Origin of the sequence: Gluconacetobacter entanii, assembly GCF_013155425.1 — a bacterium.
Lineage (GTDB): Bacteria > Pseudomonadota > Alphaproteobacteria > Acetobacterales > Acetobacteraceae > Novacetimonas > Novacetimonas entanii.
Genome location: NZ_JABJWD010000007.1, coordinates 1 through 17728, shown reverse-complemented (window position 1 = coordinate 17728; position 17728 = coordinate 1). Strand labels below are relative to the sequence as shown.

At 53.9% G+C, this 17728-nt stretch carries 19 protein-coding genes; 18 read left to right on the top strand and 1 reads right to left on the bottom strand.

Going from position 1 to position 17728, the window contains the following annotated elements:
• The first annotated feature begins 19 nt into the window (after nucleotides 1-19).
• The 11 genes from HNH97_RS02000 to fghA all read left to right on the top strand — a co-directional run bounded on the left by HNH97_RS02000 (nucleotide 20) and on the right by fghA (nucleotide 11819).
• Nucleotides 20-214: a type II toxin-antitoxin system VapB family antitoxin gene (locus HNH97_RS02000; RefSeq protein ID WP_010512615.1), complete on the top strand. Its 195-nt coding sequence runs from the start codon at nucleotides 20-22 to the stop codon at nucleotides 212-214.
• Nucleotides 211-603, top strand: a complete 393-nt coding sequence (gene vapC / locus HNH97_RS01995; protein WP_102326276.1) for a type II toxin-antitoxin system VapC family toxin — start codon at nucleotides 211-213, stop codon at nucleotides 601-603. Before HNH97_RS02000 ends, vapC begins: the two co-directional genes overlap by 4 nt.
• A gap of 278 nt (nucleotides 604-881) precedes the next feature.
• On the top strand, nucleotides 882-1553 hold the full coding sequence (locus HNH97_RS01990; RefSeq protein ID WP_171789705.1) for a DUF6118 family protein: 672 nt from the start codon (nucleotides 882-884) through the stop codon (nucleotides 1551-1553).
• Nucleotides 1554-1669: 116 nt separating this feature from the next.
• Entirely contained in the window at nucleotides 1670-2764 is a 1095-nt protein-coding gene (locus HNH97_RS01985; RefSeq protein WP_129551050.1) for a Fic family protein, read from the top strand.
• Nucleotides 2765-2803: 39 nt separating this feature from the next.
• Entirely contained in the window at nucleotides 2804-5515 is a 2712-nt protein-coding gene (locus HNH97_RS01980; protein WP_171789704.1) for a class I SAM-dependent DNA methyltransferase, read from the top strand.
• 3 nt (nucleotides 5516-5518) lie between these two features.
• Nucleotides 5519-7603: a DEAD/DEAH box helicase gene (locus HNH97_RS01975; RefSeq protein WP_171789703.1), complete on the top strand. Its 2085-nt coding sequence runs from the start codon at nucleotides 5519-5521 to the stop codon at nucleotides 7601-7603.
• Nucleotides 7596-8783, top strand: a complete 1188-nt coding sequence (locus HNH97_RS01970; RefSeq protein ID WP_171789702.1) for a GIY-YIG nuclease family protein — start codon at nucleotides 7596-7598, stop codon at nucleotides 8781-8783. Before HNH97_RS01975 ends, HNH97_RS01970 begins: the two co-directional genes overlap by 8 nt.
• A gap of 296 nt (nucleotides 8784-9079) precedes the next feature.
• Nucleotides 9080-9355: a formaldehyde-responsive transcriptional repressor FrmR gene (gene frmR / locus HNH97_RS01965; RefSeq protein ID WP_025829448.1), complete on the top strand. Its 276-nt coding sequence runs from the start codon at nucleotides 9080-9082 to the stop codon at nucleotides 9353-9355.
• A 41-nt stretch (nucleotides 9356-9396) separates the two neighbouring features.
• Complete coding sequence (locus HNH97_RS01960) at nucleotides 9397-10506, top strand: S-(hydroxymethyl)glutathione dehydrogenase/class III alcohol dehydrogenase (RefSeq protein WP_039733241.1); 1110 nt, start codon at nucleotides 9397-9399, stop codon at nucleotides 10504-10506.
• Between the two features lie 59 nt (nucleotides 10507-10565).
• On the top strand, nucleotides 10566-10967 hold the full coding sequence (locus HNH97_RS01955) for a VOC family protein (protein WP_039733238.1): 402 nt from the start codon (nucleotides 10566-10568) through the stop codon (nucleotides 10965-10967).
• 24 nt (nucleotides 10968-10991) lie between these two features.
• Nucleotides 10992-11819, top strand: a complete 828-nt coding sequence (gene fghA / locus HNH97_RS01950; RefSeq protein WP_039733239.1) for an S-formylglutathione hydrolase — start codon at nucleotides 10992-10994, stop codon at nucleotides 11817-11819.
• 175 nt (nucleotides 11820-11994) lie between these two features.
• Here the strand turns inward: fghA and HNH97_RS01945 are convergent, their stop codons facing one another.
• Nucleotides 11995-12891, bottom strand: coding sequence for a LysR family transcriptional regulator (locus HNH97_RS01945; RefSeq protein ID WP_082084838.1), 897 nt, complete (start codon nucleotides 12889-12891; stop codon nucleotides 11995-11997).
• A 101-nt stretch (nucleotides 12892-12992) separates the two neighbouring features.
• Here HNH97_RS01945 and HNH97_RS01940 point away from each other — a divergent pair, with 101 nt between their 5' ends.
• The 7 genes from HNH97_RS01940 (at nucleotide 12993) to HNH97_RS01910 (ending at nucleotide 17448) form a co-directional block, all read left to right on the top strand.
• Nucleotides 12993-13352 carry a YciI family protein gene (locus HNH97_RS01940; RefSeq protein WP_039733242.1) on the top strand — a complete coding sequence of 120 codons (360 nt, stop codon included), beginning with the start codon at nucleotides 12993-12995 and terminating at the stop codon, nucleotides 13350-13352.
• Nucleotides 13349-13969: an NIPSNAP family protein gene (locus HNH97_RS01935; protein ID WP_039733240.1), complete on the top strand. Its 621-nt coding sequence runs from the start codon at nucleotides 13349-13351 to the stop codon at nucleotides 13967-13969. The genes HNH97_RS01940 and HNH97_RS01935 overlap by 4 nt, the downstream gene beginning before the upstream one ends.
• Before the next feature lie 370 nt (nucleotides 13970-14339).
• Nucleotides 14340-14636, top strand: a complete 297-nt coding sequence (locus tag HNH97_RS01930; RefSeq protein WP_051459973.1) for a WGR domain-containing protein — start codon at nucleotides 14340-14342, stop codon at nucleotides 14634-14636.
• Complete coding sequence (locus HNH97_RS01925; RefSeq protein ID WP_025439982.1) at nucleotides 14633-15268, top strand: tyrosine-type recombinase/integrase; 636 nt, start codon at nucleotides 14633-14635, stop codon at nucleotides 15266-15268. Before HNH97_RS01930 ends, HNH97_RS01925 begins: the two co-directional genes overlap by 4 nt.
• A gap of 138 nt (nucleotides 15269-15406) precedes the next feature.
• Nucleotides 15407-16057, top strand: coding sequence for an AAA family ATPase (locus tag HNH97_RS01920; protein ID WP_010512412.1), 651 nt, complete (start codon nucleotides 15407-15409; stop codon nucleotides 16055-16057).
• Nucleotides 16058-16086: 29 nt separating this feature from the next.
• A complete protein-coding gene (locus HNH97_RS01915) occupies nucleotides 16087-16341 on the top strand; it encodes a ribbon-helix-helix domain-containing protein (protein WP_081472694.1) in 255 nt (84 codons plus the stop codon).
• Between the two features lie 201 nt (nucleotides 16342-16542).
• On the top strand, nucleotides 16543-17448 hold the full coding sequence (locus tag HNH97_RS01910; RefSeq protein ID WP_025812575.1) for a replication protein RepA: 906 nt from the start codon (nucleotides 16543-16545) through the stop codon (nucleotides 17446-17448).
• Nucleotides 17449-17728: the final 280 nt, after the last annotated feature.

Genomic DNA, 17728 nt, shown 5'->3' with positions numbered 1-17728 from the left:
TGTGAAGGAGATACACATCATGCGAACCAACATCATTATTGATGATACCCTCATGACAGATGCGCTGAAGGCGTCTGGCGTCAAAACCAAGAAGGAAGCGGTCGAACTCGGGTTGCGGACGCTGATCAAGCTGAAGCAGCAGCGGGAACTCCGCACCTTGCGGGGAAAGCTCGACTGGCAGGGTGATCTTGATGCCATGCGCTCCGACGCATGATTTTGGTCGATTCATCGGTCTGGATCGATTTTTTCCGGGGTACGGTTACGCCACAGGTTGATGTTCTGGACCGGCTTCTGGGAGAAGAACTTGTCGCCATTGGGGATCTGATGATGACGGAAGTTCTCCAGGGATTTGCGAGTGAGCGGGATTTCAACAAGGCACGGCGGATGCTTGGTGCCCTGGATCTGGTGGAGATCGGGGGACGTGATGTCATGATCGAGGCGGCACGATATTTCCGTGATCTGCGCGCCAGAGGCATCACCATCCGGAAGACCATTGATACCCTGATTGCCACACGATGCATCGTAAGCGGGTATCGGCTTCTTTACAGTGACCGGGACTTTGATCCGTTCGTGACACATCTGGGGCTGGAACGGGCTGCCTGATCGGGGGAGGGATGTTGTGCAGGAAAAAGAACAAGCCGTTTGTCAGGAGACAGCACATCTTCTGAGTAGTCCGCGCAATGCGGAAAGATTGCGACGGACTATTCAGAACGCAGCTTCAGACAGTCGGCCCAACAGGCTTACGCTCCTGGCAATGGAAGAAGGGCGAAGGCGGCTGCTTTTCGGGAAGCAGAAAAGGGCCGGAACGCAAGAGGCTGGTCAGGATGATGATCGTCTGGACGTGCCGGAAAACTGAATCTGGATGAGGGGATGGTTCCATCATGAGCGAGACGGATCCGGCAGCCCGTGCGTTTGAGGATCTGTGCGCCGAAATGACGGTGCTCCGGCGCAGCGTGGAAGCGCTACCCCAGGCATGGCGGGACAACCGGCCGCCAGACTACACACCGGACCTGGCCAGACTGGTCAAGGCCCTGAACGACGTGGGCGCGCGCATGAAGGCGATCGAGGCCAGTCCGACGCTGAAGATGACACCGCAGGCCTACGGGCAGGGGGTACGCCAGGCAGGGCTTTCTGTCAGTCAGGACATGCAGGCCGCCTTTCATACCGCGATCCGTGCGGTTCAGGTGGAGCGGCAGCAACTGACCGACATTGTCGGGCAGGCGCGCACCCGGGACCGGCAAAGCTGGTGGGTGTTGAAGGTAGGGCTGGCCTGTCTGGTTGCAGGGATCGGGTTGTCTCCTGTTCTGGCGTATCTCTTGCCATCTTCTGTCGGGACGCGAGTGGCATCTTTTATTGTTGGGGAGAAAGATCGCTGGAACTCTGGGGCCATGATGATGGCGGTCAGCAATCCTGAAGGCTGGCAACGTGTACGTGAGGACAGCCAGCTGGTTGAGGTCAACAGAGACAGGATTGCAGCTTGCCAGAAAGTGGCCTCAGGTCAGGAAAAAACTCAGAAATCTTGTGTCATCATTGTTCCGTCAGAGCAGGAATAGTCTGTGGAGAGATATGAAGCCGAAATAGAAAGTGACATGTCAAAGAAACCGGATTTCTTTGACGGATCATTCTGACGTGTTAGAAAAAACGCATATTGCTACCACGTCAGGATGTCATGTTAACGTCAACCTACCCTATTCGGCCTTTACCGCCTCAGACGGAGATAGAAACGGTTCCGGTTCTCAGGGCGCTGGTCGAGGCCAACCGGGCTTTGGCGGAGTTGAAGGGGCGGGCGGCAACCATTCCTAATCAGGGGATACTGATTGATACGCTGGCTTTGCAGGAAGCCAAGGCGTCCTCGGAAATCGAGAATATCGTCACCACCCAGGATGAGCTCTTTCAGGCGGATCTGTTTCCCGAGGGGCCGGACTCAGTGGCGGCCAAGGAAGTCGCCCTCTATCGTGATGCCTTACATCTGGGATTTCGGCAGCTGAAGGAAACCGATGGCCTAGTCCTGAACAAGGGGCTGATCGCGATTTTCCAGATGCTCAAGAAGCGGGAGGATGGGTTTCGAAATACCCCTGGAACAGCCCTGAAGAACGAGCGCACGGGGGAAGTGGTTTTTGTGCCACCGCAGGATGGGCGGGAGATTATCGGGCATATGTCGGATCTGGAGCGGTTCGTGAATGATGACGGGCTCTGTGATCTGGATCCGCTCATCAAGATGGCCCTGATCCACCATCAGTTTGAGAGCATCCATCCCTTCCCCGATGGGAATGGCCGCATCGGGCGGATCCTGAATGTATTGTATCTGACCCGGACCGGTCTTCTGGATATCCCGATCCTCTACCTGTCGCGCTACATCACCCGCCACAAGGATGAGTATTATCATCTTTTGCAGAAGGTGCGGGATGAAGGCGCATGGGAAGCGTGGATCCTCTATATGCTGCGTGCCGTGGCCGAGACATCCAGGGTCACCCTGGAGCTGATTGAGGGCATGCGGGCGCAGATGGCCACCATGAAGCAGCGGATGCGGACGGAACTGCCCAAAATTTACAGCCAGGAGCTGCTGAACAACCTGTTCCGACACCCTTACACAAAAATCGAGTATGTCCAGGCGGATCTGAACATCGCGCGTCAGACGGCAGGGAAATATCTCGACCAACTCTCAGAGAAAGGTCTGCTGTCCAAGCACCGTTCAGGGCGGAGCAATTATTATATCAACGCACCTCTGGTCCGCCTCTTCCTGGAGGTGTCAGGTGGCGCATGAGGTGTATGATCTGGTTTTCGAACGTATGGAATTTTACGCATGAATCCCGTTGAGATTGAAGAAGCTGTCTCCCGGATTGCCGAGGCTCCTTTTAATCCCGGGGAATTTCCTTTCGAGTTCCTGCAAGCGTTCGGAAACCGCGATGTCACGATCAAGCGGCTTCGCAAGGATAACCGCTCGGACGTTCCCAGAGCGGTGCTCCAGCGCAACAACATCCATCTGGCCGTCTGTCCTGAAGGCCAGGTTGCCCAGACTCTGAATCTGCTCCGGGAAAGCCCCAAGACCCAGTCGGCTAAGGCACGGTTTCTGCTGGCCACGGATGGGGTGACGTTTGAGGCGGAAGACCGCACGGAAGATGAGCATATTACAGATGTGTTCACGCATCTGGCTGATCGGTTCGGGTTTTTCCTGCCCCTGGCGGGCATTACGACCGTCCAGAAGATCAAGAACAACCCGATCGACGTTAAGGCCACGTCTCGCCTGAACCGTCTTTATGTCGAACTTCTGAAGGAAAACCCCGACTGGGCAACAGAAGAACGCCGTCACGATATGAACCATTTCATGGCGCGTCTCATTTTCTGCTTTTTTGCCGAGGATACCGGGATATTCCTGAACAATCTGTTCACCAGAACTATCCAGACCATGACGGAAGGGGCCACGGATCAGACGCATGAGGTCATGGCCGAGCTGTTCCGGACGATGGATCTGGATACGCGCAATGACGATCGCGAAAAGGGCGAGGTCAAATCCTGGGCCAAGGATTTCCCGTATGTAAACGGAAACCTGTTTTCCGGGACAACAGACTGCCCGAAATTCAGCAAACTGGCCCGCACCTATCTTCTGCGTGCCGGGGAGCTGAACTGGGCGCAGATTAACCCGGATATCTTTGGATCCATGATCCAGGCTGTAGCCGATGACGGGGAGCGTGGTGCTCTGGGGATGCACTACACCAGCGTACCCAACATCCGCAAAGTGCTGAATCCCCTGTTTCTGGATAGTCTGCGTGAGGAGCTGGAAAAAGCAGGCCAGAATACTCAAAAGCTGCATGCCCTGAAGGTGCGTCTGTCCAGCATTCGGGTATTCGATCCAGCCTGTGGATCCGGCAATTTTCTCGTGATTGCCTATAAGGATATGCGGGACATTCAGAGCGAGATTGATGATCGGCTGAAGATAGAGCGGGCGGAACGGAAATCCGTCATCCCGCTGGCCAATTTCTATGGGATTGAGATCCGTGACTTTGCGGTGGAAATTGCGCGCCTGTCGCTTCTGATCGCTGAGTTCCAGAGTGACGAAATCCATATCGACCAGAAACAGGCCCGCTTGAATGTGCTGCCCCTGAAGGATACGGGGCATATCATCTGCGGGAATGCCTTGGAGAAGGACTGGTTTGACGTCTGTCCACCTCAGGAGGGTTCGGAAACCTATATCTGTGGCAATCCCCCGTATAAGGGTAGTCAATGGCAATCGGCTGAACAGAAAGCGGAGCTGGAGCAGATTTTCGGGCAGCGTACGAAATCCTGGAAGTCTCTGGATTACGTGGCGGGCTGGTTCATGAAGGCTGCGGATTATGGCCAAAAAACAGGTTCTTCCAGTGCGTTTGTGAGCACGAATTCCATCTGTCAGGGGCGGCAGGTAGCTATTCTCTGGCCTCTGATTTTTGGGCTGAACTATGAGATCAGTTTCGCCCATACGTCGTTCAAGTGGGCCAATTTGGCAGCGCATAATGCGGGTGTGACGGTCGCTATCATTGGAATTGCTCCTGTTTCAGAATGTCCCAAAACTCTCTTTTCAAATGGAGCTGATGGGAAAACAATTAGGCAGGCTTCTGATCATATTAATGCTTATTTGGTTCCGGCAAAAAACATTATTGTCGAGAAGCAGGGGAAACCTCTTTGTTCTGAATTGAAGGAGATGAGTTTTGGAAATATGCCCGTAGATGGTGGCAACCTTCTTTTAGGTGAAGGTGAACTTGCGGGCTTGAAATTGGATACTCGTCAAAAAGCCAAATTTATTCGTCGTATCGTCGGGTCCGCTGAATTTATCAGAGGTATTCAAAGATATTGCCTCTGGATCGACGATGAGGACGCGCATGAAGCATTAACCATCCCAACAGTCGCACGGCGTGTAGATGATGTTGAGAAAATGCGTCTGGCCAGCCGGGATACAGGCACCCGCGGGCTGGCAGAAAAACCTTACCAATTTCGAGAGCATAATATTTCTAAATTTCAGACTATTGTTGTTCCCGGTGTGTCTTCTGAAGCTCGTCCATATCTTCCGGTAGGAGTTCTTGGAAACAATTACACCGTTACAAATCTAGCATTCGCTCTGTTTGACGCCCCTCTCTGGAACATGGCGCTGATTGCCTCTCGCCTGCATCTGGTCTGGATCGGAACAGTCTGCGGGAAGCTGAAAACTGATTTTCGCTATTCCAATACGATGGGCTGGAACACCTTTCCTGTTCCGACTTTGACAGAAAAGAACCGTGCCGATCTGACACGTTGTGCCCAGGATATTCTTCTGGCGCGCGAGGCGCATTTCCCAGCCACGATTGCCGATCTGTATGATCCTGACAAAATGCCAGACAATTTACGGGCAGCTCATGACCGCAATGACGAGGTTCTGGAGCGGATCTATATCGGTCGGCGTTTCCGCAATGATACGGAGCGTCTGGAAAAGCTGTTCGACCTCTACAGCAAGATGATCGCCAAGAAGGGCGGCAAGACGAAAAAGAAGAAGAAGGACGCTGCCTGAGCCATGACGATCAATCCGGTTATTCCCGCTGTTTCCCTGCGTACCGGCCAGACAGGGCAGTCTGCCAGGACCAACGAGCTTGGCATGCGCCCCATGCAGGAAGCGGTCTATGAGAAACGTGGGGAGCAGTATCTTCTCATCAAGTCACCGCCTGCTTCTGGTAAATCCCGTGCCCTGATGTTTGTTGCTCTCGACAAGCTGGCGCACCAGGGCGTGAAAAAAGCCCTGATCGTTGTGCCGGAACGCTCGATCGGGGGCAGCTTCATGAGCGAACCGCTGAGCAAATTCGGCTTTTGGGCAGACTGGGTCGTCAAGCCGAAATGGAATCTCTGCAACGCGCCAGGTTCAGATGAAGGACAGGTCGCACGGTCCAAGGTCAAAGCTGTTGGTGAGTTTCTGAACAGTGAAGATCAGACTTTGGTTTGTACCCACGCGACGTTCCGGTTCGCGGCGGAAGAACTGGGTATCGCGGCATTCGATGGGTGTCTGGTGGCAGTAGATGAATTCCACCATGTCAGCGCAGACCCGAAAAACCGTCTGGGATATTACCTCAACCAGCTTATTTCTCGTGGAGAAACGCACATCATCGCCATGACTGGCTCCTATTTCCGTGGGGATGCTGTCGCTGTGCTGTCCCCTGAAGATGAAGGGAAATTCGAGACAGTCACCTATACTTACTATCAGCAGCTGAACGGGTACCAGTATCTGAAAGAGCTGGATCTGGGATATTATTTCTATACCGGCCCCTATCTGGATGCCATTGACCGGGTGCTGGACGGCACGCGCAAAACGATCGTGCACATTCCCAATGTCAATTCACGCGAAAGCACGACCCAGAAACATAAGGAAGTCGAGCACATCCTGTCTGTCCTGGGAGACTGGGAAGGAGAGGATATAGAAACAGGCTTCCATCTGGTGCGTCGCGCAGATGGTCGGGTCTTACGCATTGCCGATCTGGTGGAAGATGAGCCTGTTCGGCGCAACAAGGTTGTGTCTGCTCTGAAGGATCCGGCGCAGAAGAACAACCGAGATCATGTGGACATCATCATTGCGCTGGGGATGGCCAAGGAAGGGTTTGACTGGATCTGGTGTGAGCAGGCGCTGACGGTCGGATACCGTTCCAGCCTGACCGAAATCATTCAGATCATTGGTCGCGCCACCCGTGATGCGCCTGGTAAAACACGGGCTGAATTTATCAACCTGATTGCTGAACCGGATGCATCTCAGGAAAAAGTCACGGACGCGGTCAATGACATGCTTAAGGCCATTGCCGCCAGCCTGCTTATGGAACAGGTGCTGACTCCGCGTTTCGAGTTCACGCCAAAGACCGAAGAAAGTGCGCCTCTGGATGGCTATGACTATGGGGAGGAAGGTTACAAGCCAAACGGTACGAATGTCGGCTTCAATGAGCAGACCGGTCAGTTCCATATGGAGATCAAGGGACTGGTTGCTCCTAAAAGCCCTGAAGCGCAGCGGATCTGTCGGGAAGATCTGAACGAAGTTGTGGCGTCCTTTGTGCAGGATAAGCCATCCCTGGAGCATGGTCTGTTTGACGAGGAGACGGCCCCTCAGGAACTGACACAGGTCCGGTTGGGGAAAATCATTCGGGATCGGTATCCTGAGCTCTCGGATGAGGATCAGGAAGCCGTACGCCAGCATGCGGTAGCGGCATTCAATCTGACCCAGAAGGGACAGAAAGCAGCTGAAGAGGTCACGCAGGCAGCAGGAGGAGAGGAGAAGATTGGCGGCAATACAGCCCTGATTGAGGGAATGCGGAAGATTGCCATGAATGTCCGGGATCTGGATATTGACCTGATTGATGCGATCAATCCGTTTGAGGAAGCCTATAAGATCCTCGCCAGGAGCATGAATGCAGAGACCCTCAAACAGGTTCAGGAGGTCATTGCCGGTCGTCATATTGCTCTGACGATTGAAGAGGCGAGGGACCTGGCAAAGCGTGCCCTTCTGTTCAAAAAGGAGCGGGGACGCCTTCCGGAGCTGACATCTCCCGATGCGTGGGAACGTAAGATGGCCGAAGGTGTGGCGGTTCTGGCGCGTAAGACGGCAGAGGAACGGGCGAATGGCTGAACTGAGTGATGAAGAGCTTCTGGCCGAACTTGGTGTCGCGCTTGAGACCAAAAAGAAGGCTGCGCTGACGGCTGAGGAAGAGCGGATTATTGCCGGATTTGAGGATATCTGTCGTTTCTATGAGGAACATGGACATGCTCCTGCGCATGGAGAAGACAGGGATATCTTTGAACGGCTTTATGCCTTGCGTCTGGATCGGATACGGGCTTTAGAAAAATGCCGGGCATTGCTGGCACAGCGAGATCCGCATAGGCTTCTGAGTGTTTCCGGGAAGGACGCCGCGAGCCCTGATCCCGATACGCTGGACGATGATGCTCTTCTGGCGGAACTGGGCATCGAGGCCGAGCCCGCGGCTGAATCCATCACTGTTTTGAAGCATGTGAAATCACGTGCAGAAGTGCGGGCAGCGGAAGAAATCGCTAGCCGGGAGCCTTGCAAGGATTTTGAAACCTTTCGGCCGTTGTTCGCGCAGGTGAAGGAGGATCTGAAATCCGGCGTGCGGGAAACGCGTCCTTTTGGGCAGGAAGCCGGTATTCGGCAGGGAGAATTCTTTATCCTGAAAGGGCAGATGGTTTACGTTGCCCATGTCGGGGAAGAGTTCGAGGCAGAATATGGTCGCAAAGACAGCCGTCTGCGGGTCGTCTATGACAACGAGACCGAGAGCGATGTTTTGCTGAGATCGCTCCAGCGGGCGCTCTATAAAGATGAGGCCGGCCGCCGGATTACAGATCCGACTGTCGGGCCTTTGTTCGGGACAACCGTTGAACCGGATGATCTGGAAAGCGGCACGATCTATGTGCTGAGAAGTCTGTCAGATAACCCGTATATCGTGCAGCATCGCAACCTGATCCACAAGATCGGGGTGACGGGAGGCGATGTGAAAAAGCGGATCGCCAACGCCAAACATGATGCAACCTATCTTCTGGCTGATGTGGAGGTCGTGGCGACCTACAAGCTCTTCAACATCAATCGTAAGAAGCTGGAGAAGATCTTTCATAGGGTTCTGGCTCCAGCGCAGATTGATCTGACGATTCAAGATCGGTTCGGGCACCCAGTGCAGCCGAAAGAATGGTTTTTGGTTCCGATAGATATTGTGTCTCAAATAGTGGACAAAATGTCGGATGGAAGTATTGATGGTTTGATTTATGATCCAAAGACGGTTGGTTTGGTAAAAGAATAATAGATTATCATGTCAGCTTCCGCCTCATCTCGGTCGTTTGGACCACAAGGTTGTTTGCCAAATAGCGGACATCATCGCTTCAAAGCCTCGTTGCAGAGATTGTCTGGATCTCACTGATTGCACCTATTGAATGATCCCAAGACACAGACAGGCAACCCATGGACGTTATGGTGAAAATTTCAGCAATACGGAATTGTGATCGGATCATATGACAAGCACGTTCCTTATATCCCTTACATACTGCCCCATAGTATGAAAAGGATACTCAAGGGTAGTATATTCGGGAGTAAGCGTTCGTGCCGCACACACCGGCTGAGAAAAAGCGCGTTCTGACCCGCGTGCGCCGTATTCGCGGGCAACTTGATGCGCTGGAACAGGCTTTGGAGAAGGGAACTGATTGCGGTCCGGTGCTGCAACAGGTGGCGGCTATCCGGGGAGCGATCAACGGATTAATGGCCGGTGTTCTCGAAAGCCACCTGCGGGAAGAATTTGTTGAGTGTGCCGGTGATCGTGATGCTGCCAGTGGTTCGATCGAGAATGTGGTGTCACTCGTTCGATCCTATCTCCGGTAATGCCCTCGATGCTGGCTGATAGGTTATTTGGAGAAAAAATCATGAAATCACGGGCCGCAGTTGCTTTCGAGGCGGGTAAGCCCCTTGAGATTGTCGAGATCGATGTAGCGCCTCCTCGTGCTGGTGAGGTGCTCGTGCAGATCACGCATACGGGTGTGTGCCACACTGATGCGTTTACCCTGTCAGGGGATGATCCCGAGGGACTGTTCCCAGCCGTTTTGGGTCACGAAGGCGCGGGAATTGTCATCGAGGTCGGAGAAGGGGTCACCAGCGTTGCCCCCGGCGACCATGTCATTCCGCTTTACACGGCGGAATGCGGTGAATGTCTGTTCTGTAAGTCGGGAAAAACCAATCTCTGCATTTCAGTGCGCGCCACACAGGGTAAAGGCGTGATGCCGGATGGCACGACACGCTTCTCCTACAAAGGTCAGCCGATCCATCATTACATGGGGTGTTCGACGTTCAGCGAATACACGGTTGTCGCCGAGGTTTCTCTGGCAAAAATCAATCCCGCATCCAATCCAGAGCATGTCTGTCTGTTGGGATGTGGCGTCACCACAGGGATTGGTGCGGTACACAACACGGCCAAGGTGCAGCCGGGAGATACGGTTGCCGTCTTCGGTCTGGGCGGGATCGGTCTCGCGGTCATTCAGGGAGCGCGACAGGCAAAGGCTGGCCGGATTTTCGCTATTGATACCAACCCGGAAAAGTTTGAACTTGCCAAAGCATTCGGCGCCACGGAATTCCTCAACCCCAAGGATTATGACAAACCGATTCAGCAGGTTCTTGTGGAAATGACCGGCTGGGGTATTGATCATACATTTGAATGTATCGGAAACGTCAACGTCATGCGCGCGGCGTTAGAAGCCGCGCATCGTGGGTGGGGGCAGTCGATCGTCATCGGGGTGGCAGGGGCCGGTCAGGAAATTTCGACCCGTCCCTTCCAGCTTGTGACGGGGCGTTCGTGGCGCGGCTCGGCTTTCGGTGGGGTCAAGGGACGCAGCCAGCTTCCCGGCATGGTCGAAGATGCCATGCGTGGCGATATCGAACTTGCGCCTTTCGTAACCCACACCATGCCGCTCGAAGACATCAATACGGCCTTCGATCTGATGCATGAAGGAAAATCCATCCGTTCCGTCATTCATTTCTAAGGTCTGCGTCTCACCGCGCAACATCATTTCCAATGGTTGGAAATTACAGGAGAACGATCATGGCAGTTATTTCCGGTGACGGTGTTTTCTCTCATGTTTTTCTTGGGGCAGTGGATACTGCGGTATCCGCGAAATTCTATGACGCCGCGCTTGCGGCTCTGGGCATAAAAAACCTGGGGCCGTTCGGGCATGGGTGGATTCTGTATGGCCGCGAAAAGCCAGCCTTCATCATTGCACGTCCAGGCAACGGTGAAGCGCCCTCAAGCAACGGTGTCACCATCGGTTTTGCAGCAGCGACACCCGCCGAAGTGGAGGCTTTTCATGCCGCAGGTCTTGCCAATGGGGGAGCCGATGAAGGCGCACCCGGTCCGCGAAGCCACTTACCGGGCGCTTACGCTGCCTATCTCCGGGATCCGGCAGGGAACAAGATCTGCACTTATACCTTCACGGACGGTAACTGACATGCGCAAAAGGCAGTGAGAGCCATGGAACGCAAGGAAACACACGCCTCTTTTGGGGGCGTGCAGGAAGTCTGGCGACACAAGTCCGTGTCGTTGGGTGTGGAAGCAAACTTCGCGATCTACCTGCCGCCGCAGGCAAAAACTGAAAAGGTTCCCGTTCTTTACTGGCTCTCCGGTCTGACATGTACGGAGCAGAATTTCATTGGCAAGGCTGGCGCGCAACGCGTGGCCGCAGAACTGGGCATCGCCATTGTCGCGTCGGATACCAGTCCACGGGGCGTGGGTGTGGCTGATGACGATGCGTACGATCTTGGACAGGGTGCCGGATTTTACCTCAATGCGACGCAGGAGCCGTGGGCTGTGCATTATCGGATGTATGATTACGTCGTCACGGAACTTCCTGCGCTGATTGAGGCGAGCTTTCCGGTTACGCAGCAGCGAGGCATTGCGGGACATTCGATGGGTGGATTTGGCGCCATCATGATCGCGCTGCGTAATCCTGGCCGCTATCGTTCTGTGTCAGCCTTTTCACCCATTGTGGCACCAACGCAGGTACCATGGGGTGAAAAAGCATTCAGTGCTTATCTGGGGCCGGATCGTGCCAGTTGGGCAGCCTATGACCCGCTTGAACTTGTGCGGACAGCGAAGGAAAGACTGCCTGTTCTGATAGATCAGGGTCTGGCGGACCAGTTTCTGAAAGAACAGCTCAGGCCAGAACTGTTCCAGGAAGCCGCACAGAATGCAGGGCAGGAACTCATCCTGAATCTTCGTCCTGATTACGATCACAGCTATTATTTTGTAGCCAGTTTTATTGCAGATCATCTCAGATATTTCGTGAGTAAACTACGATGAATAGATTGTCTGTCTTTTGGGATCCGGAATTTTCTGGCTTTGAGTGGAGATGAAATCTGTTAGGGGCATCTTTCAAACTGTGAAATCAGCTGGCAGCTTGCCGTGTGGGCTTGAGCGTACCGTCGAAGAGCATGGACCTTTCGACGCGCCGGAGCATCGTAGGATATCTCAGATGTCATGGCGGAAAGGCGTTTTGAACTTCGATAACGAAACTCCGCAGTTTTGGGGTCATAGCAGGGCCGGCATTGTAAAGCAGATGCATCGGGCGACCAGGAACTCTCCACTGGGATAGAATGCGGACAAGGCGGCCAGAATCAAGTTCGGGCTTCAAGGCCTGTTCAGAACCCAATACTATGCCCTCTCCTGACAAGGTGAGGGCCAATAGAAAGCCCCAGTCGTTGGACGTCACAGTGCCAGAAACCATGACAGATCGTGTGCAGGTCTTTCGTATAAAGTGCCATGCTGTTCGTACAGAATTTGCAGAGTTTTCGTAGACAAGACACTGATGCCGGGCGAGTTCCTCAGGACTGTCCGGAGCGCCAAATTTTTCGAGATAGGCAGGCGCTGCGCAGACCGTGAGGGAATATGAGGCCAGAGGGCGACTGACGACCGTAAGATCGGGATCTGGCTCGCCAATACGAATGACAGCTTCATGGCCATCCAGCGTCGGATGAACCAGTTGATCCGTAAGGGATACTTGTAATCGTACCTTCGGGAATTTCTTCCGAAAATTATGTAGAAACATGGGGAACATGGTCCGCCCGAAGGTAACTGGTACGCTGACAGCAAGTGTACCACGTGGTTCGCCCAGCGTGTTGGCGGCAAGATTATCAGCACGCTCGACAGCCTTCAGGACGAGATGACATTGCTCGCAGTAAAGACTCCCTATTTCTGTGAGGCTCTGACGACGTGTCGTCCGATGGAGCAGGCGCGTGCCAAGATGACGCTCCAGAGCCTCTATATGTTTGGCCACCATCTGCGGCGATAAGGTCAGACGCTGAGCGGCCGCGGCAAAAGACCCCAGTTCCACAACCTTGATGAAAACCTTCATACTGGTCAAACGATCAAGCATTCATCATCCTCAGTTGTGACTGACATCTTCTATCGACAATTTATCTCTTAAAAAAGAGGAATATGTTGAGCCTGCTGATTGATCGGCAAGCATCTTCTCCGATGGAGCTCTTTAGAATGCCTATTTATCTTGTGCGAATGGATCATCCGGACGGCGACGGGTGGGGGCAGCATGTCGTGGCGCATGTGCTGTATCTCAAGCGCCTCATTCAGGAAGGTAGTCTTCTGGCTTCTGGTCCGCTGAAAGGCACCCCATTGCGGTCAGGTTTTCTGATCATGAAAGGTGCCAATCGGCAGGAGATTGAAGCGATGGTGGCTCGGGATCCGTTCTCGCCGGAAGGTTTGATCTGTGATCTTCGAATTGAAGAGTGGGATCCGCTGTTCGGTTGCCTGTCCAACCTATCGACCGGCAAACCGCCCGTGGAACTGCAATCTCTATTCCCATCCGAAGAACACTCATGATCTATGAAATGATTCGCTTTCGGACGGATGTTTTGGGAGTGCCAGCCCTCTCCCGTCTCCTGAAAGCACGGTTCTCGGATACCCTGAATCCTGTTGCGGGAAGCCTCACAGGGGTATGGCGAACGGAGATCGGTGAACTTGGAACGCTACTCCTGCTGCGTTCCTTTTCCTGTCAGGATGCCTTGCTTAAGGCGCGGCACAGAACACTGGAGTCCAGAACGCCCTTCGGTATCAAGATGAACGACGTTTTAATAGAAGCTGAGGCGTTTGAAGGCTTTCCGTTTCTTAAACCCCCGGAGTTTGGTGAATGTGGTGGACTCTATGAAATCCGAACTTACAGTTTAAAAGCTGGAGGGTTGGAACCGACCCTGAAAGCGTGGCAGAGTGCTCTGAAGCCTGCACAAGCCTATACCCGCCACCTGATCACCAACATGTTCGCGCTGGATGGTGCGTCACGCATCTGCCATATCTGGGCCTTCGACAGCTTTGAACAACGCAATATTCTGCGTCAGCAACATTACGTGGACGGACTTTGGCCGCCAAAAGGAGGGCCTGAGCAAATTATTCATGCCCAGTCCTGCCTTTGCTTACCGGAAACTTTCTCGCCATTACGGTGACGACGAAAAGCTCACAAATGTTCCCATGAATGACTGCTTTGCCAGCCTTGTCGCTTGATAACCGACATTCTGTTACCCCTCCCAAAGTTGTCGGCTCTGTTGGATTGAGAGTGATAACGTCGCAAGGGGCAGCAGGCCCATGATATGATACACTATATGGGTGTACGTTACCGAAGCCTCCCGCAGGGAGGGTTTGGGAGGGTACACTATATGGGTGTACGTTACCGAAGCCTCCCGCAGGGAGGGTTTGGGAGGGTACACTATGGGCAATAGTGTAACAGGCCAGGCCTGAAACCGGCCGGCCTGTCCCGCGATTGCAGCGGTTTTCCTGTCCTGGGCGGGTGACATGTGTTACACTTTTCAGGACATCATGCCCAGACCTGCCCCGAAGGCCCCTGTCCGGCCGCCTCGCCAGCTGTTGCTGTTCCCCGAAACGGCGGCGCTGGTGCGCGTGGACCCGGCCGCCAACTGCTGGCGCTTCTACCATCTGTCGCTGCAGCCCGACCTGTTCGGCGGTACCGCCCTGGTGCGGCAGTGGGGACGGATCGGGACGGCCGGCCGGCAGGTCTGCGAACTGCATCATGATGCCGGGCAGGCGCTCGATGCCCTCGCCCGCCAGCTTCGGGCCAAGCGCCGGCGGGGCTACCGCGACAGGGAGGCCGGATGAGCGGCCCCCGAAAACCGGGACAGCGGGCGACCCCGGCAGGCGCCCCCGGCGGAATGCAGCTGTTCGACCGCGACGGGAGCCGCAAATACCTCACGGTCGCCGAGCGGGCGCGGTTCCTGCGCGCGGCCGAGCAGGCGCCGCGCGAGGCCCGCACGCTGTGCATGACCCTGGCCTGGTCGGGCTGCCGACTGTCCGAGGCCCTTGCCCTCACGGCGGACCGGGTGGACCTCGCCGGCGGCGTGCTGGTGTTCGCCACGCTCAAGAAGCGCCAGGACGGGATCTATCGCGCCGTGCCGGTGCCCCCGTCCCTGCTTGAGGCCCTGGACCTGGTGCATGGCATCCGCGAGGCGCAGCGTCGGCGAGGGCGTGGATCGGCCGCCCGGCTGTGGCCCTGGTCCCGCATGACCGGCTGGCGGGCGGTGCATGCGGTCATGGACGCCGCCGGCCTGTCCGGCCCGGCCGCGTCCCCCAAGGGCCTGCGCCATGCCTTCGGCGTCGCCGCCGTCTCCAGCGGCATCCCCCTCAACATGGTGCAGAAATGGCTCGGCCATGCCCAGCTCTCCACCACCGCCATCTACGCCGATGCCGTCGGCGCCGAGGAGCAGGATATCGCACGGAAAATGTGGGGGTAAACGAGAAATATCTCGTTTGGGGAAATATCCTATATTCAGATTGAATGAATATTCATTTCACATTTTATGTGGTTGACAAAGGCAAACATATTATGAGATGAAAAGACGTTATTTTGAATATTCAAAAAGGATTAAAAAGTGATTATAGCAATAGGGAATACGAAAGGAGGGGTGGGGAAGACCACTTTAGCTGTTCAACTCGCCATAATCCGTGCCACTGCTGGTAGAGAGGTATGGCTGATTGATGGTGATCGACAGGGTACAGCTGCTGCTGCTATCGCAGCTCGTTCTGAAGCTGGAAAGCTACCTGGGATTGCTTGTGCACAGTATCCAGACGGCCCCAATCTACGTGCCCAAGTTCAGCAGCAGCGTGATAAATGGGATGATATTATCATCGATGTTGGCGGCCGAGATTCTACAGCGCTTCGTGCAGCACTCATTCTCGCTGATACGCTTCTGGTTCCGTTTGCGCCGCGTTCCTATGACGTATGGGCACTAGACGACATGGCTGCTCTCATTGATGAAGCACGAAGTGTTCGGGATGGATTGCGTGCTGTAGCTGTTATGAACCAAGCCGATCCAGGAGACCATTCAACGGATAATGCAGAGGCTGCTGCAGCAGTGAAAGAAGTGCCGCAATTCATTTATCTGCCGATACCAATTCGACGCCGCAAAGCGTTCAGTAATGCTGGTGGAGCAGGTCTGGCTGTTTCCGAACTGACGCCGCGAGACCCCAAAGCTGTCGCTGAAATTTCTGCACTTGCAAATGCCGTTTTTAATCCAATTTGAATATTCATAACATATTAAGGATATATTAAATGGCAATTCATCGCAAAGCTAAACCAACGTCGGTAGAATCTGCTGCAGATGCTTTCGTTACTGGAGCTCCTGATGCAGGAAAAACAAAGCCTCTATCATACGACAAAGGGTTGCCAAAGGGACATAAACGCCAGATTAGTTTGACCATTGCTCCAGACTTGTTACGGCGTGTTGATGAACGCGCTGAAGCTATGGGAACAGGCCGAGCTGCGTTTATCAGTATGGCAATTTTCAAAGCGTTGGAAGAAAGTTAAAATGATATTTTAAGAATATTCAAAAAATATCTTAATAGTAATTTACTGGGTTAATTTTAGAGCCACTGAACGCGCATATGTCTCCCTAAAGGGGATCTCGGCTTATGACACATAGACAGAAGATGGCTGAGAAGACGAACAGGCCTTGCGTCATCGGTCGTATGCTGAACAACGTAGCAGGGACAGAGTGGGATCGGACGAATGAGCAAACGCAAACCACCATCAGAACAGAGTGAACTTGTCCTTTCTCCCACAACCGCACGTGTCATTCAGCTCTCGGCTGAAATTCAGGCAACTCCGCCTGATGAGATTGAGTTCATGCACACGGTGCTCTGCCAGGTTGGTCTTCCCCGTAAACGGACGAAAGAAACTCGCTTTGAACGAAACAATGGCAAGGCATCCCTGCTTATTACAGCAGGAGAAATGTTTAACGATGGCCATTGGGAAAAGCTCTTCGTCCCGTATGGAACCAAGCCACGATTGGCGCTTTTCCACATCAGCACCGAAGCGATCCGAACGAAATCGCGTATTGTTGCAGTCGGACGGACTATCAGTGAATTTATGAAACGCCTCAACATCAGCCAGAATGGTCCATCCCGTGAGGCATTTCGGGCACAGATGAACGCCTTGTGCGCCTGTGAAATGAAGCTCGGCTACGGGTCGCGCAATCTGAATGCCCGGCCGGTGGATGAATTCGATGCGTGGACCAAAAATCTCGCAAAAGATAGCACGATCGAGCTATCCGAAAAATTCTGGCAGGAATTGAAAGAAAACGCTGTCCCACTTGACCCTCGTGCACTTGAGGGTTTGCAGCACTCAGCTTTAGCGCTCGACATCTACACGTGGCTTGCCCATCGACTTCATCGGGTGCGGCGGCCTGGTGAGAAGCTTACTTGGGCCAACCTTCGTTTGCAGTTTGGGCAGGAATATACGGACGATAAGAATTTCAAGAAGGCATTCCTGATCGCATTGCGACAGGTTGCGGCTGTTTATCCAGATGCAAGGCTTGAACAGGTTCGGACGGGTCTAAGACTGATCGCATCACCGCCGCCCGTACCGCGGCAGACAATCATCGCCTATCAAAAAACCATCGGATCAGATACTTAATCAAAAAATCTGACAAAAATGAGCGGTGCAATTACCACCCGTTGACCACTGGCCCTGTCGACTGAGCGCGGTGCAATTACCACCCTTTTAGCAACGGCATCAACGGTTCAATTATAATGCAAGTGCTATCCTTTTGCGTCTGCTTCGATGTCAGAGGAAGGCGGTGTAATCACCACCCTTTTGGCATTTGGAGGCCATCGTGTGGATGGTACGCTAAACAACGTTTGGCATGAACAATAAAGGAACGATCAGGCGGCACGAGCCTGTTTCGACAGATTGA

Coding starts and splice junctions, on each gene's coding strand:
- HNH97_RS02000 (WP_010512615.1), top strand. CDS start 20: ATGCGAACCAACATCATTATTGATGATACCCTCATGACAGATGCGCTG.
- vapC (WP_102326276.1), top strand. CDS start 211: ATGATTTTGGTCGATTCATCGGTCTGGATCGATTTTTTCCGGGGTACG.
- HNH97_RS01990 (WP_171789705.1), top strand. CDS start 882: ATGAGCGAGACGGATCCGGCAGCCCGTGCGTTTGAGGATCTGTGCGCC.
- HNH97_RS01985 (WP_129551050.1), top strand. CDS start 1,670: ATGTTAACGTCAACCTACCCTATTCGGCCTTTACCGCCTCAGACGGAG.
- HNH97_RS01980 (WP_171789704.1), top strand. CDS start 2,804: ATGAATCCCGTTGAGATTGAAGAAGCTGTCTCCCGGATTGCCGAGGCT.
- HNH97_RS01975 (WP_171789703.1), top strand. CDS start 5,519: ATGACGATCAATCCGGTTATTCCCGCTGTTTCCCTGCGTACCGGCCAG.
- HNH97_RS01970 (WP_171789702.1), top strand. CDS start 7,596: ATGGCTGAACTGAGTGATGAAGAGCTTCTGGCCGAACTTGGTGTCGCG.
- HNH97_RS01960 (WP_039733241.1), top strand. CDS start 9,397: ATGAAATCACGGGCCGCAGTTGCTTTCGAGGCGGGTAAGCCCCTTGAG.
- HNH97_RS01955 (WP_039733238.1), top strand. CDS start 10,566: ATGGCAGTTATTTCCGGTGACGGTGTTTTCTCTCATGTTTTTCTTGGG.
- fghA (WP_039733239.1), top strand. CDS start 10,992: ATGGAACGCAAGGAAACACACGCCTCTTTTGGGGGCGTGCAGGAAGTC.
- HNH97_RS01945 (WP_082084838.1), bottom strand. CDS start 12,891: ATGCTTGATCGTTTGACCAGTATGAAGGTTTTCATCAAGGTTGTGGAA.
- HNH97_RS01940 (WP_039733242.1), top strand. CDS start 12,993: ATGGAGCTCTTTAGAATGCCTATTTATCTTGTGCGAATGGATCATCCG.
- HNH97_RS01935 (WP_039733240.1), top strand. CDS start 13,349: ATGATCTATGAAATGATTCGCTTTCGGACGGATGTTTTGGGAGTGCCA.
- HNH97_RS01930 (WP_051459973.1), top strand. CDS start 14,340: ATGCCCAGACCTGCCCCGAAGGCCCCTGTCCGGCCGCCTCGCCAGCTG.
- HNH97_RS01925 (WP_025439982.1), top strand. CDS start 14,633: ATGAGCGGCCCCCGAAAACCGGGACAGCGGGCGACCCCGGCAGGCGCC.
- HNH97_RS01915 (WP_081472694.1), top strand. CDS start 16,087: ATGGCAATTCATCGCAAAGCTAAACCAACGTCGGTAGAATCTGCTGCA.
- HNH97_RS01910 (WP_025812575.1), top strand. CDS start 16,543: ATGAGCAAACGCAAACCACCATCAGAACAGAGTGAACTTGTCCTTTCT.